This window comes from Pseudomonas kermanshahensis, from assembly GCF_014269205.2.
GTDB classification, from domain to species: Bacteria; Pseudomonadota; Gammaproteobacteria; order Pseudomonadales; family Pseudomonadaceae; genus Aquipseudomonas; species Aquipseudomonas kermanshahensis.
The window spans coordinates 4778339-4794539 of the sequence record NZ_JABWRY020000001.1; the positions used below are offsets into that span (position 1 = coordinate 4778339).

A 16201-nucleotide genomic window follows, 5' to 3' on the forward strand; every position below is an offset into this window, starting at 1 on the left:
CTAACGCTTGTGGCCAGTGTCCAGCTTGCGCTCCAGGTGCATGGAGTAGCGGGACATACCGAAACAGAAAATCCAGAAAACCAGCGCAGCGAACACGTAGCCCTCGGTGGCCATGCCCAGCCAGGCCGGGTCGGCCGCCGCTTGCTTGACGCTGTTGAGCAGGTCGAACAGGCCGATGATGATGACCAGGCTGGTGTCCTTGAACAGGGCAATGAAGGTGTTGACGATGCCGGGGATCACCAGCTTCAGCGCCTGGGGCAGGATCACCAGGCCCATCGCACGCCAGTAGCCCAGGCCCATGGCCGCAGCCGCTTCGTATTGCCCCTTGGGGATAGCCTGCAGGCCACCGCGCACCACCTCGGCGATGTACGCCGACTGGAACAGGATCACGCCGATCATCGCCCGCAGCAGCTTGTCGAAGCTCATGCCTTCAGGCAGGAACAGCGGTAGCATCACCGAGGACATGAACAGCACGGTGATCAACGGTACGCCGCGCCAGAACTCGATGAAGGTCACGCAGACCACTTTCACCGCCGGCATCCGCGAACGCCGCCCCAATGCCAGCAGGATGCCCAGCGGCAACGCACCGACGATCCCTACGGTGGCGATAACCAGGGTCAGCATCAGCCCGCCCCACTGGCTAGTCGGCACGCTTTCCAGGCCCAGGTAGCCGCCATGCAGCAGGGTGTAGGCGAGAACCGGGTACAGCACCAGGAAGCCCAGGCCATACACGGCCTTGCGCGGGAAGCGCTTGATGAACAGCGGCGCGGCGCCGAGCACGGCCAGCCACACGGTCAGGTCCACGCGCCAGCGCAGTTCCGTCGGGTAGTAGCCGTACATGAACTGGCCAAAGCGCTGCTGCACGAACACCCAGCAGGCGCCCTCCTTGGTGCAGTCTGCGCGGGTGGTGCCGACCCAGTTGGCATCGATCAGCGTCCATTGCAGCAAAGGCGGTACGATCAGCCACACCAAATAAAGGGCGAACAGGGTTAGCAGGGTATTGAGCCAGCTGGAGAACAGGTTGGCACGCATCCATGCGAGCACGCCGACGGTCTTCACCGGTGGCGGCATGTCAGGTTTGAAAACGTGAGCATTCACGGGCGTATCCTCACCGCTCGATCAGCGCAATGCGCTTGTTGTACCAGTTCATCAGCAGCGAAATGCTGATGCTGATGGCGAGATAGACACTCATGGTGATGGCAATCACCTCGATGGCCTGGCCGGTCTGGTTGAGCACCGTACCGGCGAACAGCGAGACCATCTCTGGGTAGCCGATACCGGCCGCCAGCGAGGAGTTCTTCGCCAAGTTCAGGTACTGGCTGGTCAGCGGCGGAATGATCACCCGCAGTGCCTGGGGGATGATCACCTTGCGCAGGGTCGGGCCCTCGCGCAGGCCCAGCGAACGCGCAGCTTCAGTTTGGCCATGGCTGACCGAACGGATGCCAGAGCGCACGATTTCGGCAATGAACGCCGCGGTATAGATCGTCAGCGCCAGGGTCAATGCCAGCAGTTCCGGGATCAGCACCCAGCCACCGACGAAGTTGAAGCCCTTCAACTGCGGCACTTCCCAGTGCACGGGGCTGCCGAACAGCAGCACGCAGAGGCCAGGGATGGCAATGAACAGCGCCAGCCCCACCCAAAACTTGTGAAACGGCTCACCGGTCTCGTTGAAGCGTTTGTTGGCAACACGCACCATCACCACAATGGCCGCGATCGCCAGCGCCAGAGCAATGACAAACGGCCAGAAGCCATCGGCCATCGAGGCGCCGGGCATGTTCAGGCCACGGTTGCTGATGAAGAACAGGTCGTTGATGTTGATGCTGCCCCGCGGCCCTGGCAGGGTCAGGAACACCGCGAAATACCAGAACAGAATCTGCAGCAAAGGCGGAATGTTGCGGAAGGTCTCCACATACACGGTCGCCAGTTTGTTGATCATCCAGTTCGGTGACAGCCGTGCCACACCAATGATGAACCCCAAAACGGTCGCCAGGATGACGCCGATGAACGTCACCAACAGCGTGTTGAGCAGGCCGATGACGAACACCCGCGCGTAGCTGTCGGATTCCACATAAGGGATCAGGTGCTGGGCGATGCCGAAGCCGGCACTGCGGTCGAGAAAGTCGAAGCCCGAGGTGATGCCCCGGTGTTGCAGGTTGGTTTGCGTGTTGTGGAACAGGTACCAGCCCAGGCCCACCACGAAGACGATCGTGAGAACCTGGAACAACCACGCGCGCACACGCGGATCGTTCAGGGATAGCCCCTTTTGTGCGCCGATTCGATTTTGCATGAAGTGCCCCGGACAGTAGGGATTCGAACAGCCTGCGGCGGCGGGATGCCGCCGCAGGGTGCAGCCATCAGCGCACAGGTGGCGCGTACTGGATGCCGCCGTTGTTCCACAGGGCGTTCATGCCACGGTCGATCTTCAAGTCAGTGCTCTGGCCCAGGTTCTTCTCGAACACTTCGCCATAGTTGCCCACTTGCTTGACGATCTGGACTACCCAATCTTTGGGCAGCTTGAGGTCTTTGCCGTACTCGCCGTCAGCGCCAAGCAGGCGGGCGTTGTCCGGGTTCTTGGTGGATTTGGCCTCAGCCTCGACGTTCTTCGAAGTGATGCCGGCCTCTTCGGCGTTGAGCATGGCGAACAGGGTCCACTTGACGATGCTGAACCATTCTTCGTCGCCCTTGCGCACCACCGGGCCCAGGGGTTCCTTGGAGATGGTTTCCGGCAGCACCACGTAGTCGGTCGGCGCGGCCAGCTTGGAACGCTGGGCGAACAGCTGCGACTTGTCCGAGGTCAGCACGTCGCAACGGCCGGACTCCAGCGACTTGGCGCTTTCGTCGGAGGTGTCGAAGGTGATCGGGGTGTACTTCAGGTTATTGGCGCGGAAGTAGTCGGAAACGTTCAGCTCGGTGGTGGTACCGGCCTGGATGCAGATGGTCGCGCCATCGAGCTCTTTGGCACTGGAAACCCCCAGCTTCTTGTTCACCAGGAAGCCGACGCCGTCATAGTAGGTGACACCGGCGAACACCAGGCCCATGCCGGCATCGCGCGAGCTGGTCCAGGTGGTGTTGCGCGACAGCACGTCGACTTCGCCAGACTGCAGCGCAGTGAAGCGTTCCTTGGCGTTGAGCTGGCTGAACTTGACCTTGGTCGCATCGCCGAACACGGCGGCAGCGACGGCGCGGCAGACATCGGCGTCGATACCGACGATCTTGCCTTGCGCATCAGGTACCGAGAAGCCTGGCAGACCGTCGCTCACGCCACACTGGACGAAGCCCTTCTTCTTTACCGCATCAAGCGTGGCGCCGGCCTGGGCGGTTGTCACAGCGCCCAGCGCAGCGGCAGCGGTCAGGACTGCCAGGGTGGTTTTCAACATCTTCATTCACAACCTCCAAATCGCTCTTGTTGTACCGAGCCGGAATTGCACCGCACCCTTTTGAGGCGTATCCGACCCGTGTTGGCTTGTTATTGGGTCAATGGCGCAATGGGCTGTTCTATGACAGCCTTCACGTGCAAAGGGTGTTACCGTCACGGCCTGACCCTTGCATCGGATGATTCATAGCAAAGGGCGTACCACAGTTGACGGCTAAAGCGTTTAAGCGCTCGTCAAGTAGGGAAAGTTGTATCGTTGCGACATTCTTTTTCCGACAATCATTTGCAGCGCCTTCTTTTTACGCACACGAAAACAAGACACGCACACTTTCGGAGCAGTCATGACCAACCCGCTGATTCTCGAACCGCAGAAAACCGCCGACGCCTGTGTGATCTGGTTGCACGGCCTGGGCGCCGACCGTTACGACTTCCTACCGGTTGCCGAATTCATGCAGGAACGACTGCTCAGTACCCGGTTCATCATGCCCCAGGCCCCTACCCGCCCAGTCACCATCAATGGCGGCTATGCCATGCCCAGCTGGTATGACATCAAGGCCATGACCCCGGCGCGCGCCATCGACGAGGCGCAACTGGAGGAATCGGCCGAACAGGTGATCGCCCTGATCAAGGCCGAACAGGCCAAGGGCATCAATCTGTCGCGGATTTTCCTGGCCGGTTTCTCCCAAGGTGGCGCTGTGGTGCTGCACACTGCCTATATAAAGTGGCAAGAAGCCTTGGGCGGGGTGATCGCGCTGTCCACCTACGCGCCCACCTTCAACGATGCCCACGAGCTCAGCGCCTGCCAGCAACGCACCCCGGCCCTGTGCCTGCATGGCGTGCACGACCCGGTGGTGATTCCTTCGATGGGGCGCACGGCCTTCGAATACCTGAATACTTGGGGTGTTGCCGCCCAATGGCACGAATACCCGATGGAGCATGAAGTGGCCATCAACGAACTGAGCGACATCCACGGCTGGTTGAGCCAGCAATTGCAATAAGCCAGGCTCGCCCGTCGATGTAGGTGTATTCCGCTACGCCGTGTCCAGTTCTTGCTTTACACTGCCCGGCGTACATTCCTTAACCAGTTGATGAGACGATCGTGCTCAAGGCACTCAAAAAAATATTCGGCAAAGGAGACGCCGCGCCTCAGGCCGTCGATCCCGCTGCCAGCGTGAAAACGCCCGCGCCTGCTCCCGCTGCTGTGGCTCAGCCCCAGTCTCAGCCAGCGCCTCAGCCGGCCCCAACACTCGCCGACGCCAGCCCTGAGGCCCAAGCGCCTGCCGCCACCGACAAACCGGCCAAGGACAAACCGCGCCGCGAACGCAAGCCAAAGCCGCAGGCCAGCCTGTGGAAGCTGGAAGATTTCGTGGTAGAGCCGCAGGAAGGTAAAACCCGCTTCCACGACTTCAAGCTGTCCAGTGAAGTGATGCACGCGATCCACGACCTGGGCTTCCCCTACTGCACGCCGATCCAGGCGCAGGTATTGGGTTACACCCTGCGCGGCCAGGATGCGATCGGCCGGGCCCAGACCGGCACCGGCAAGACCGCCGCGTTCCTGATCTCGATCATTTCCCAGCTGCAGCAGACGCCGCCGCCCAAAGAACGCTTCATGGGCGAACCGCGCGCGCTGATCATCGCGCCAACCCGCGAACTGGTGGTGCAGATCGCCAAGGACGCCGCCGCCCTGACCAAGTACACCGGCCTGAACGTCATGAGCTTTGTCGGTGGCATGGACTTCGACAAGCAGCTCAAGGCCCTGGAAGCTCGTCATTGCGACATCCTGGTCGCCACGCCGGGCCGCCTGCTGGACTTCAACCAGCGCGGTGAAGTGCACCTGGACATGGTCGAAGTGATGGTGCTGGACGAAGCCGACCGCATGCTCGACATGGGCTTTATCCCCCAGGTACGTCAGATCATTCGCCAGACCCCGCCGAAAAGCGAACGCCAGACGCTGCTGTTCTCCGCCACCTTCACCGAAGACGTGATGAACCTGGCCAAGCAGTGGACCACCAACCCGGCCATCGTCGAGATCGAGCCAGAAAACGTCGCCAGCGAGACGGTCGAGCAGCACGTCTACGCGGTGGCCGGCAGCGACAAGTACAAGCTGCTGTACAACCTGGTGACCCAGAACAAGTGGGAACGGGTGATGGTGTTCGCCAACCGCAAGGATGAAGTGCGCCGTATCGAAGAGAAGCTGGTGCGCGACGGTATCAACGCCGCCCAACTGTCGGGGGACGTGCCGCAGCACAAGCGCATTCGTACGCTAGAGAGCTTCCGCGAAGGCCGGATTACCGTGCTGGTGGCCACCGACGTGGCGGGCCGCGGTATCCACATCGATGGCATCAGCCACGTGATCAACTTCACCCTGCCCGAAGATGCTGATGACTATGTTCACCGCATCGGCCGTACCGGCCGCGCAGGGACCAGTGGCGTGTCGATCAGCTTTGCCGGCGAGGATGACTCCTACCAACTGCCGGCAATCGAAGAGCTGCTGGGGCGCAAGATCAAATGCGAGATGCCGCCGGATGAACTGCTCAAGCCGGTGCCGCGAAAACACCACTGATCGGTGGTGACTTCTTCGCGGGGCAAGCCCGCTCCCACAGAAATCGTGCTGACCTGAAGTCTGCGAGATTCCTGTGGGAGCGGGCTTGCCCCGCGAACCGGGGTAAAACCCCGGCCAGCCAAAACGGTTCTACCAGCGCCCCGCCGCATCCTGGTCACTCTGTTTGCCTTCCACCCAGCGCGGCCCGTCCTGGGTGTTTTCCTTCTTCCAGAACGGCGCCCGGGTCTTCAGGTAATCCATGATGAAGTTGCAGGCATCGAACGCCGCCTGCCGATGGGCACTGGCCACACCGACGAAAACGATCGGCTCGCCCGGCTCCAACGCGCCAATCCGGTGCAACACCTCGACCTTGAGCAAGGGCCAGCGCTGCTCGGCCTCGACCACGATCTTGGCCAACGCCTTCTCGGTCATCCCCGGGTAGTGCTCAAGGAACATCCCGGCCACCTCGCGGCCATCATTGAAATCACGCACGTAGCCGACAAACCCGACCACCGCGCCCACGCCGACATTCGCGGCATGCATGGCATTGACCTCGACACCCGGGTCAAACGCCCCGTGCTGCACTCGCACCGTCATGCTCAGCCTCCGGTCACCGGCGGGAAGAACGCCACTTCGTCGCCCTCTTGCAGCGGCTCGTCGAGCCGGCAGAGCTCTTCGTTGCGCGCGCACATCAGGTTCTGCTCCGCCAGCAATTCATAGTGCCCGCCCTTGGCCACCAGCGCCTTGCGCACATCGTCGATCACCGCGAAGTCACCTTCCACGCGTTCGGCATCGAGCCCGAGCAATTCCCGGTAACGGGCGAAATACATCACCTTGACCTTCATCACGCGTCCACCTTGTAGTGGCCGCTCTTGCCGCCGAGTTTTTCCAGCAGGCGCACCTGCTCGATCACCATGCCCTTGTCCACGGCCTTGCACATGTCGTAGATCGTCAGTGCGGCAACGCTGGCAGCGGTCAGTGCCTCCATCTCGACGCCGGTCTGGCCGGCCAGCTTGCAGCGGGCGACGATGCGCACTGCGTCCTGCCCTTCGGCGCTGAGCTCGACCTTGACGCTGGTCAGCATCAGCGGATGGCACAGCGGGATCAGGTCGCTGGTTTTTTTCGCCGCCTGGATACCGGCAATGCGCGCCACGGCGAACACATCGCCCTTGGGGTGCTCACCGTCGACGATCATCTGCAAGGTCTGCGGCAACATGCGCACCCGCGCCTCGGCAATCGCCTCGCGCTCGGTCACGGCCTTTTCAGTGACGTCGACCATGTTGGCCCGCCCCTGGGAATCAAGATGTGTCAGCACTGCTCTGCTCCTGTGAAGGGAACACAGAGTGTAAACCTGTGGGTCAGGTTTGAGCAGTGGCATGTACTGTCGGTGCCGGCCTCTTCGCGGGACAAGCCCGCTCCCACAGGATCTCCACTGGCCTTGAATCGAGTGGGTCTCCTGTGGGAGCGGGCTTGTCCCGCGAAGAGGCCGGGCGGTGCACCGCCCGGCTAGATGGGTTACAAATGCGACTCGGCGTACTCGGCCAGCACCGACCGTGGCACACCCTGCAGGGTGATGTGCACGCCATGGGGGAAGTCCTTGAAGCGCTCGGTCAGGTAGGTCAGTCCCGAGCTGGTCGCGGACAGGTAAGGGGTATCGATCTGCGCCAGGTTGCCCAGGCAGACCACCTTGGAACCGGAGCCGGCACGGGTGATGATGGTTTTCATCTGGTGCGGCGTGAGGTTCTGGCACTCGTCGATCAGGATCAGGCTCTGCTGGAAGCTGCGACCGCGAATGTAATTCAGCGACTTGAACTGCAGCGGCACCCGCTCAAGGATGTACTCGACGCTGCCGTGGGTGCTCTCGTCATCCATGTGCAAGGCTTCGAGGTTGTCGGTGATGGCACCCAGCCAGGGCTCCATCTTCTCCGCTTCGGTGCCCGGCAGGAAGCCGATCTCCTGGTCCAGCCCCTGCACGCTGCGGGTAGCGATGATGCGCCGGTAACGCTTGCTGACCATGGTCTGCTCGATGGCCGCGGCCAGGGCCAGGATGGTCTTGCCCGAGCCGGCGGCGCCGGTCAGGTTGACCAGGTGGATATCCGGGTCGAGCAAGGCGAACAGGGCCAGACTCTGATGGATGTCTCGCGGTTTCAGGCCCCAGGCTTCCTGGTGCAACAGGGGTTCCTGATGCAGGTCGAGCAGCAGCAGTTCATCATCGCGGATGCCCTTGATCCAGCCGACGAAGCCTTGTTCATCGATGATGAACTCGTTGATATGCACTGCCGGCAAGTTGTCGATCATTTGCACACGGTGCCAGGTGCGGCCCCGTTCCTGGCGGGTGTCGACCTTGCTGACCCGGTCCCAGAACGAGCCGGTGACCGAATGATAGCCCTTGGACAACAGCGACACGTCATCGACCAGCTGGTCGGTGCTGTAGTCCTCGGCCGCGATACCGCAGGCGCGCGCCTTCAGGCGCATGTTGATGTCTTTGGTGACCAGCACCACGTCAAGGTCGGTGCGCCGGGCCCGTACTTCGAGCAACTGGTTGATGATGATGTTGTCGTTGAGGTTTTCCGGCAGCAGCTTGTTCGGCTCGTTGCGCGGGGTCATCAGGATGGACAGGAAGCCCTTGGGCCCACTCTTGTTGCGCTGGATCGGCACGCCCTGCTCGACATCGCTGGGCGAGGCGTTACCTAAGGTCTGGTCGATCAGGCGAATGGCCTGGCGGCATTCGGCGGCGATGCTTTGTTTGCCGGTCTTGAGTTTGTCGAGTTCCTCCAGCACCGTCATCGGAATGGCGACGTGGTGCTCCTCGAAGTTGAGCAGTGCGTTGGGGTCGTGAATCAGGACGTTGGTATCGAGCACATACAGGATTGGCTTGCTGGAGGAAGGGTTGCGTCCTTGGTCATCCATACTCGGTCACCTTATGTCGAAGCCACACGGCGCGGTCTGCTGCGCCGCAGAGTGACTGCCGGTCTTCCCGTATCCGCGTTGCTACGGGCGGGAAGCGAACCTGACACGGTGGATGACGCCACCTGTGCTGCAGGGCTCGGCTGTCTGGTTTCTTCATACCGCATAAACGATGACTAAAAAAAGCATTTTTACGCGCAGGTGAAGTTTATTTTTCCGAATGACGAACAGGGGTTGGCGAGGGGGCAAGTGAGGTCTACAGTCAGATATTAGTCCCCTTGCTCACGATGCCCATAAGCGTGGCAGCCCTCCCAGCCGATGCCGCTCTGGGCGGTGTTGCGCAGCAACCATTCTACCGCCGGCTGTGCCTTGGGCAGGCTGTCATGGAATTGGATCACCCCCTTGCGCCATAGCAGCATCAAGGTCAGCACCCGCTGCGCCGAGGCCTCTGCGCTCAACACGCCCTCATCCTGGGCATCGATATCCCACAACGACACCTGCAACTGCTGGCTGGCCATGAACGCTTCGCCATCGGCCCGACGCTGGCCATAAGGCGGGCGGAACAGCGGCACGTACTGCGCTGGCAGGTCAGCCTGCACCCGCGCCTGGCTGCGCCGCAACGAATCCTGCCAGCCCTGCCACTGGGCATGAGAGCGGTATTCCCAGCCCTGAATGCCCACGCATTGCCCGCGATAGAGCTGTCGCAGGGCCTGCACGGGGGCAGCGTCACGGCGTTGCTGCAGGCGATTGCCAAGCACGAAGAACGTGCCTTCAAGCTTTTGCCGACGCAGGTAATGGGTGAGGGCATCGGTATAGCCCCCGTCTGGCCCTGGCCCCCCTACGAAGGTCAGCAGGAACATGCGATCGTTGAGCTCATCGCCATTGCGTTCCCGGTTGGACAGGCGCTCGACCTCGCTGCTGGTGTTCGGCAACAGGGCTGCCTTGCGCAGTTGCTCATCCAGGTAACGGACATGGAACTGATGGCTCGGCTCGATCCAGCCTGTATAAAACGTGCCGACATCTGCAGCGAACGTCGCTGCTTGCGTACGCAATTCCGCCATCGACGTGACCGGGTAGCAGAACGAAGCATCCTGTTCGCAGCTGCGCTGGGCCTGTTGATAACCCTGCCACAAACGCTGCCACAGGCGTGCCCGCACCAGGCGGACCTTTTGCAGGTTGATCTGCCGCAACCCTAACCGGCCTGCCAGTGCGCCATCGTCCAGCAGTTCGCTCTCGTGCAGCACCTGGGCGAACGAGAGGATCTCGGCCCGCGAGGCCACATCGAACAGCGCCGGGCTGTCCAACTGCTCGGGCCACAGGCTGCGGTCCAGGCTTGCCTGGGGTGATGGGGCGGCCTGCACGGCCAAGCTCAACAGCGTGGCCAGCAAGGCCGATGCAATGCGCACGGTGGGAAGCTCCGCAACAGCAAAACGCGCACTATAGCGCCTGGCTTGGCGATGGTCTGTGACTATCGTCGGCATAGTTTGGACTTGCCAGGCCCAGCCCGTAGAATCCCCGCCAACGATTCCAGGAGCCGACCCGATGCTGACGGTGATTTCCCCCGCCAAGACCCTCGACTACGACACCCCGCCGGTGACCGAGCGTTTCACCCTGCCCCAGTACCTGGACGACTCCCAGGCACTGATCGTGCAACTGCGCGAGCTGTCGCCCGCCCAGATCAGTGAACTGATGCACCTGTCCGACAAACTCGCCGGCCTCAACGCCGCCCGTTTCGGCAGCTGGACTCCAGACTTCACCCCGGCCAACGCCAAGCAAGCGTTGCTGGCGTTCAAAGGTGACGTGTACACCGGTCTGGACGCCGAGAGCCTTGGCGAAGACGACTTCAGCTACGCCCAAGACCACCTGCGCATGCTCTCTGGCCTGTACGGCCTGCTGCGCCCGCTCGACCTGATGCAGCCGTACCGCCTGGAAATGGGCACCAAGCTGGCCAATGCCCGCGGCAAGGACCTGTATGCATTCTGGGGCACGCGCATCAGCGAATGGCTGAACCAGGCCCTGGCCGACCAAGGTGATGACGTGCTGCTGAACCTGGCCAGCAATGAGTACTTCAGCGCGGTAAAACGCAGCGCCCTGAAGGCCCGCGTGATCAACGTCGATTTCAAGGACTTCAAGAACGGCCAGTACAAGATCATCAGCTTCTACGCCAAGAAAGCCCGCGGGATGATGAGCCGCTTCGTGATCGAGCAGCGCATCAACGACCCAGAGCAGCTGAAGCAGTTCGACGTGCAGGGGTACTACTACAGTGCCGAGCAGTCGAAGGCGGATCACCTGGTGTTTTTGCGGGATCACGCGCAGGCTTGAAGCTCTCCCCGACGGTATCGTCGCCGTTGAGATCGAGCGCCGCGCGGGCGGCGCTCGATCTCGAAACCAGAGAAAATCCCCGCCATCCCCCTCCCCCAACACCGGCCCCAATCAAACCGCCATCACGCCACAATCCCGACGCCAAAAAACCACCACACCACCCTTTATCGCCAAACGCCATAAGACCGTTCGTACCTTTTTTGACGTTTTTTGAAAAATATTTTTCGATACTGGCATTAAAACATCCCCCCTCAATCCCGCCCTTTATATACCGGGACGAAACACCCCAGTGCTATCAGATTGAAACTATTTATCACTGAAGAATTATTTAGAAATCTTTCATCCGGGCAAAACCCAGCCAGGAACTTCTGTCATACCGGATCGCTCATAGTGCCGTAACGATTTTCCTGCCCCTGGGCTGTGAGAGATGACTTACAGATGACAACGGCAGGTATCCACTGCCCGCCAAAGCAACTTCGACAGGTATAACGGGCACCCCCCAAGAGCCCTGTCCACGCAGGAGAGACGCGCCCTTACAAATCGTCCTAGTGGTTGATTTCAAAGGATTTATCCACTTGAAAAAACAAGCACAGCAGCGCGCCACGTAGCGCATTGCAATAAAGACGGCTGCACGCCAAGGCACGTTTTTTAATAATGGCTTTTTACTGCCAAGTTTGAGCGCATAACTTTTCGCGCTCCGGAATAATTTTGCCTGCGCTCGGCGAAGTGTGCATTCGCCATGGACCCGTGCGCCCAAAAACTGTTGTTAATCAACCTGGCCCGGCTCTTTCCGAAGGAGCCGGCGTGATAAACACACATGAGGTGATAGCGATGCGTATCAGCATCTTTGGTTTGGGTTATGTAGGGGCGGTCTGTGCAGGCTGCCTGACGGCGCGAGGCCATGAAGTGATTGGTGTGGACGTGTCCAGCACCAAGATCGACCTGATCAACCAGGGCAAGTCGCCCATCGTCGAACCTGGCCTGGAAGCACTGCTGCAACAGGGCATCGCCAATGGCCGCCTGCGCGGCACCACCGACTTCGCCGAGGCCATCCGCGCCAGCGATGTGTCGATGATCTGCGTCGGTACGCCCAGCAAGAAGAACGGCGACCTGGGCCTTGAGTACATCGAGTCGGTGTGCCGCGAAATCGGCTACGTGCTGCGTGACACCACCCGTCGCCACACCATCGTGGTCCGCAGCACCGTGCTGCCGGGCACCGTGAAGAACGTGGTGATCCCGATCCTCGAAGACTGCTCGGGCAAAAAGGCCGGGGTCGACTTCGGTGTTGCAGTCAACCCTGAGTTCCTGCGCGAAAGCACCGCGATCAAGGACTACGACCAGCCACCGATGACGGTCATCGGTGAACTGGACAGCGCCAGCGGCGACGTGCTGCAAAGCCTGTACGAAGAACTCGACGCACCGATCATCCGCAAGCCGATCGAAGTGGCCGAGATGATCAAGTACACCTGCAACGTGTGGCACGCCACCAAGGTCACCTTCGCCAACGAGATCGGCAACATCGCCAAGGCAGTCGGTGTCGATGGTCGCGACGTGATGGACGTGGTCTGTCAGGACAAGGTACTGAACCTGTCGCAGTACTACATGCGCCCAGGCTTCGCCTTCGGCGGCTCGTGCCTGCCGAAGGACGTGCGCGCCCTCACCTACCGCGCCGCCAGCCTCGACGTGCGAGCGCCACTGCTCGATTCGCTGATGGCCAGCAACGAGTCGCAGGTGCAGAACGCCTTCGAGCTGATCGAAGCCCACGACAAGCGCAAGGTCGCCCTGCTCGGCCTGAGCTTCAAGGCCGGCACCGACGACCTGCGTGAAAGCCCGCTGGTGGAACTGGCCGAGCGCCTGATCGGCAAGGGCTACCAGTTGGGCATCTACGACGAGAACGTCCAGTACGCCCGTGTTCACGGCGCCAACAAGGACTACATCGAATCGAAGATCCCGCACGTTTCCTCGCTGCTCAACGCCGACTTCCAGCAGGTCATCGACAACGCCGACATCATCGTCCTGGGCAACCGTGACGAGCAGTTCCGCGCCCTTGCCCAGCAAGCGCCGGAAGGCAAACAGGTGATCGACCTGGTGGGCTTCATGAGCAAAGCCACCTGCGGCACCAGCCGTACCGAAGGCATCTGCTGGTAACACCCTTGGCCGGGCAGCGCAGGTGCTCCTCAGGGGACAAGCGCTGCCCTTCCTTCCCTGATTTCGCGACGGATGCTGAACATGCAAAGGCTCCAGACAGTGCTGTTGCAGTGCGCCGGGTGGCTGCTCTACATGAGCCTGCTCATGTTGATCGCCCTGGCCCTGCCGGCCGATATCTTCGACTCGCAGTCGAAGCACTTCATCTTCCTGGTCGGCGCAGTCGGCATCTGGCGCTATTCGATGGGCGCCACCCATTTCATCCGCGGCATGATCTTCCTGTACGCCGTCTACCCGTACCTGCGCCGCAAGGTGCAGAAGCTGGGCAAGGCTGCGGACCCGTCCCACGTGTACCTGATGGTCACCAGCTTTCGTATCGATGCGCTGACCACCGCGCAGGTGTACAGCTCGGTGATCCGCGAAGCCATCAACTGCGGCTTCCCCACCACGGTGGTCTGCTCGCTGGTGGAGATGTCGGACGAGCTGCTGGTGAAAAGCCTGTGGGCCAAATACAACCCGCCGGCACACGTCAAGCTGGACATCGTGCGCATCGCCGGCACCGGCAAGCGTGACGGCCTGGCCTATGGTTTTCGCGCCATCTCGCGGATGCTGCCAGACGAAAATGCCGTGGTGGCTGTGATCGATGGCGACACCGTGCTGGCCGATGGCGTGGTCTGCAAGACCGTGCCGTGGTTCAAGCTCTACCCCAATGTCGGTGGCCTGACCACCAACGAATTCTGCGAAGTGCGCGGCGGCTACATCATGAGCGAGTGGCACAAGCTGCGCTTCGCCCAGCGCCACATCAACATGTGTTCGATGGCCCTGTCCAAGCGCGTGCTGACCATGACCGGGCGCATGTCGATGTTCCGCGCCAGTGTGGTGACCAACCCCGAGTTCATCGCCGACGTCGAAAGCGACTCGCTGATGCACTGGCGCCTGGGCCGCTTCAAGTTCCTCACCGGTGACGACAAGTCCAGCTGGTTCAGCCTGATGCGCTTGGGCTACGACACCTTCTACGTGCCGGATGCCGCCATCAACACCGTCGAGCACCCGCCCGAAAAAAGCTTCCTCAAGGCCAGCCGCAAACTGATGTACCGCTGGTACGGCAACAACCTGCGGCAGAACTCCCGCGCACTGGGCCTGGGCCTGCGGCGCCTGGGGCTGTTCACCAGCATCGTCCTGTTCGACCAGCGCGTGTCGATGTGGACCAGCCTGCTGGGCCTGACCGTGGCGGTGATCGCCAGCCTCAAGTTTGGCCTGGGTTTCCTGCTGGTGTACCTGCTGTGGATCGGCATCACTCGCCTGATCCTGACCGTGATGCTGCTGTGCTCCGGGCACAAGGTCGGGCCGGCCTATCCGCTGATCCTTTATTACAACCAGATCGTCGGCGCGATGATGAAGATCTACGTGTTCTTCCGCCTCGACAAGCAGTCCTGGACCCGCCAGCCCACTGCCCTCAAACGTGACCTCGCCAGCTTTCAACAATGGTTCAACACCTGGTCCTCGCGGACCATGACCTTCTCGGCGGCCAGCATCTTCGTTGCTGTGCTGTTCATGGTCGTGTGAGCCCAACCGGATCGGATCTAACAGGAACAAACCACCATGAATACCGCCGTGAACGTCAACGTCGTGCATGAGTCCGAAGCCCAGCGCCAACACGCCCGGGTGCGCATTCCAGCCAAGCTGCGCTTCCTGGATAACCAGCGCCAAACCCACGAAGTGAAGGTCGATGACCTATCCGCCGGTGGCCTGAGCTTCCACACCAAACAGCAACTGTCGGTGGGCGAAGTGCTGCGCGGGCGGCTGCAGTTCGTGGTCGACAATCTGGGCCTGTCGATCGACATCGAGTTCCAGGTGCGCTCCTTCAACCCCAGCAATGGCCGTACCGGCGCGCAGTTCCAGAACCTGGAGCCCCGCGACATCGCCACCCTGCGGCACATCATCACCAGCCACCTGTCGGGTGAGCTGATCAGCATCGGTGATGTGCTCAGCACGCTGCAGCGCGACAACTTCACCAAGGCGCGCAAGCAGAAGGATGGCGGTGCCGGCCTGACCGCCTTCGGCCGCCTCAAGGCGGTCAGCGTGACCCTCGGCGTGTTCGTGATCGGCGTGGCCGCCTTCGGTTTCGTTGCCAAGTCGCTGTACGGCATGTACTTCGTCAGCCACGCCGAAGCTGGCGTGGTGGCAGTGCCCACCACCAGCGTCACCATGCCCCGCGACGGCACCGTGAACAGCCTGGTCGAAAGCGGCGGCCAAGTGGTCAAGGGCGCGCCCCTGGCGAGTTTCAGCACCAGCATGCTGGACATGCTCAAAGGCCACCTGGACGACTCGCAACTGGAGCCGGCCAAGGTTGAGGAACTGTTCGGCAAGCAGCTTTCCGGCACCCTCACCAGCCCCTGCGATTGCGTGGTCGCCCGCCAACTGGTGGATGACGGCCAGTACGCCGCCAAGGGCCAACCGATCTTCCAGCTGATCCCACGCACCACCAACCCGATGGTCGAAGCGCGCTTCAGCTACCGCCAGTTCGACGAGGTCACGCCCGGCACCCGGGTCAACTTCCAGGTGGCCGGCGAAGACGAAGTGCGCACCGGCCAGATCGTCAGCAGCGCCAGCCTCAACAGCGAAGACCTGGCCTCCGACATCCGTGTGCAGATCAAGCCTGACAGCGGCCTGCCAGCAGAACTTGCCGGGCGCCCTGCTTCGGTCAGCAGCGACCGCGGGCCGTCGTTCAACTGGCTGATCGACAAAGCCGTGGCCCGTGGGCTGTAAGAGGACAAGCCGATGATTAGCACACAACCCGATACCTGTGGGAGCCGGCTTGCCGGCGATCGAGTGCGCAGCACTCGCCCAGCAGATGTGTCGCCCGCGCAGGCCTCTCGCCGGCAAGCCGGCTCCCACAGGGTCCGTGTGAA

Annotated in this window: 14 protein-coding genes; 6 read left to right on the plus strand and 8 right to left on the minus strand. The window is 61.5% G+C overall.

Going from position 1 to position 16201, the window contains the following annotated elements; translation table 11 throughout:
- From HU764_RS21410 to HU764_RS21420, 3 genes are all read right to left on the minus strand, one after another.
- Positions 1-1098: an ABC transporter permease subunit gene (locus tag HU764_RS21410; RefSeq protein ID WP_186677778.1), complete on the minus strand. Its 1098-nt coding sequence runs from the start codon at positions 1096-1098 to the stop codon at positions 1-3.
- A gap of 10 nt (positions 1099-1108) precedes the next feature.
- The gene (locus HU764_RS21415; RefSeq protein WP_099455252.1) at positions 1109-2287 is read right to left on the minus strand and encodes an amino acid ABC transporter permease; all 1179 of its coding nucleotides are present in this window, start codon (positions 2285-2287) and stop codon (positions 1109-1111) included.
- Between the two features lie 67 nt (positions 2288-2354).
- Complete coding sequence (locus HU764_RS21420; protein WP_027595320.1) at positions 2355-3383, minus strand: amino acid ABC transporter substrate-binding protein; 1029 nt, start codon at positions 3381-3383, stop codon at positions 2355-2357.
- Between the two features lie 331 nt (positions 3384-3714).
- Between HU764_RS21420 and HU764_RS21425 the strand changes: the two genes are divergently transcribed.
- Together HU764_RS21425 and rhlB are read left to right on the plus strand one after the other, a co-directional pair.
- Positions 3715-4371, plus strand: coding sequence for an alpha/beta hydrolase (locus HU764_RS21425; RefSeq protein ID WP_027595319.1), 657 nt, complete (start codon positions 3715-3717; stop codon positions 4369-4371).
- 101 nt (positions 4372-4472) lie between these two features.
- Entirely contained in the window at positions 4473-5936 is a 1464-nt protein-coding gene (gene rhlB, locus HU764_RS21430) for an ATP-dependent RNA helicase RhlB (protein WP_027595318.1), read from the plus strand.
- A 129-nt stretch (positions 5937-6065) separates the two neighbouring features.
- On the opposite strand, the gene moaE is transcribed toward rhlB, so the two are convergent.
- From moaE to HU764_RS21455, 5 genes are all read right to left on the minus strand, one after another.
- Positions 6066-6512 carry a molybdopterin synthase catalytic subunit MoaE gene (gene moaE / locus HU764_RS21435; protein WP_027595317.1) on the minus strand — a complete coding sequence of 149 codons (447 nt, stop codon included), beginning with the start codon at positions 6510-6512 and terminating at the stop codon, positions 6066-6068.
- Positions 6513-6514: 2 nt separating this feature from the next.
- On the minus strand, positions 6515-6760 hold the full coding sequence (gene moaD / locus HU764_RS21440) for a molybdopterin converting factor subunit 1 (RefSeq protein ID WP_186677991.1): 246 nt from the start codon (positions 6758-6760) through the stop codon (positions 6515-6517).
- The gene (moaC, locus tag HU764_RS21445; RefSeq protein WP_027595315.1) at positions 6760-7230 is read right to left on the minus strand and encodes a cyclic pyranopterin monophosphate synthase MoaC; all 471 of its coding nucleotides are present in this window, start codon (positions 7228-7230) and stop codon (positions 6760-6762) included. Before moaC ends, moaD begins: the two co-directional genes overlap by 1 nt.
- A gap of 200 nt (positions 7231-7430) precedes the next feature.
- Positions 7431-8825 carry a PhoH family protein gene (locus HU764_RS21450; protein WP_027595314.1) on the minus strand — a complete coding sequence of 465 codons (1395 nt, stop codon included), beginning with the start codon at positions 8823-8825 and terminating at the stop codon, positions 7431-7433.
- Between the two features lie 266 nt (positions 8826-9091).
- Positions 9092-10228, minus strand: coding sequence for a polysaccharide deacetylase family protein (locus tag HU764_RS21455; protein WP_186702501.1), 1137 nt, complete (start codon positions 10226-10228; stop codon positions 9092-9094).
- Between the two features lie 136 nt (positions 10229-10364).
- Between HU764_RS21455 and yaaA the strand changes: the two genes are divergently transcribed.
- From yaaA to HU764_RS21475, 4 genes are all read left to right on the plus strand, one after another.
- Complete coding sequence (yaaA, locus tag HU764_RS21460; protein ID WP_186702500.1) at positions 10365-11144, plus strand: peroxide stress protein YaaA; 780 nt, start codon at positions 10365-10367, stop codon at positions 11142-11144.
- A gap of 831 nt (positions 11145-11975) precedes the next feature.
- A complete protein-coding gene (locus tag HU764_RS21465) occupies positions 11976-13292 on the plus strand; it encodes a nucleotide sugar dehydrogenase (protein ID WP_027595311.1) in 1317 nt (438 codons plus the stop codon).
- 81 nt (positions 13293-13373) lie between these two features.
- A complete protein-coding gene (locus tag HU764_RS21470) occupies positions 13374-14855 on the plus strand; it encodes a glycosyltransferase family 2 protein (RefSeq protein WP_172960386.1) in 1482 nt (493 codons plus the stop codon).
- A gap of 36 nt (positions 14856-14891) precedes the next feature.
- The gene (locus tag HU764_RS21475; RefSeq protein WP_186677784.1) at positions 14892-16058 is read left to right on the plus strand and encodes an alginate biosynthesis protein Alg44; all 1167 of its coding nucleotides are present in this window, start codon (positions 14892-14894) and stop codon (positions 16056-16058) included.
- Positions 16059-16201: the final 143 nt, after the last annotated feature.

Excerpts from the sequence above, each read along its gene's own strand:
- HU764_RS21415 (WP_099455252.1), bottom strand. The coding sequence starts at position 2,287 with ATGCAAAATCGAATCGGCGCACAAAAGGGGCTATCCCTGAACGATCCG.
- HU764_RS21420 (WP_027595320.1), bottom strand. The coding sequence starts at position 3,383 with ATGAAGATGTTGAAAACCACCCTGGCAGTCCTGACCGCTGCCGCTGCG.
- HU764_RS21425 (WP_027595319.1), top strand. The coding sequence starts at position 3,715 with ATGACCAACCCGCTGATTCTCGAACCGCAGAAAACCGCCGACGCCTGT.
- moaE (WP_027595317.1), bottom strand. The coding sequence starts at position 6,512 with ATGACGGTGCGAGTGCAGCACGGGGCGTTTGACCCGGGTGTCGAGGTC.
- moaD (WP_186677991.1), bottom strand. The coding sequence starts at position 6,760 with ATGAAGGTCAAGGTGATGTATTTCGCCCGTTACCGGGAATTGCTCGGG.
- HU764_RS21450 (WP_027595314.1), bottom strand. The coding sequence starts at position 8,825 with ATGGATGACCAAGGACGCAACCCTTCCTCCAGCAAGCCAATCCTGTAT.
- yaaA (WP_186702500.1), top strand. The coding sequence starts at position 10,365 with ATGCTGACGGTGATTTCCCCCGCCAAGACCCTCGACTACGACACCCCG.
- HU764_RS21465 (WP_027595311.1), top strand. The coding sequence starts at position 11,976 with ATGCGTATCAGCATCTTTGGTTTGGGTTATGTAGGGGCGGTCTGTGCA.
- HU764_RS21470 (WP_172960386.1), top strand. The coding sequence starts at position 13,374 with ATGCAAAGGCTCCAGACAGTGCTGTTGCAGTGCGCCGGGTGGCTGCTC.
- HU764_RS21475 (WP_186677784.1), top strand. The coding sequence starts at position 14,892 with ATGAATACCGCCGTGAACGTCAACGTCGTGCATGAGTCCGAAGCCCAG.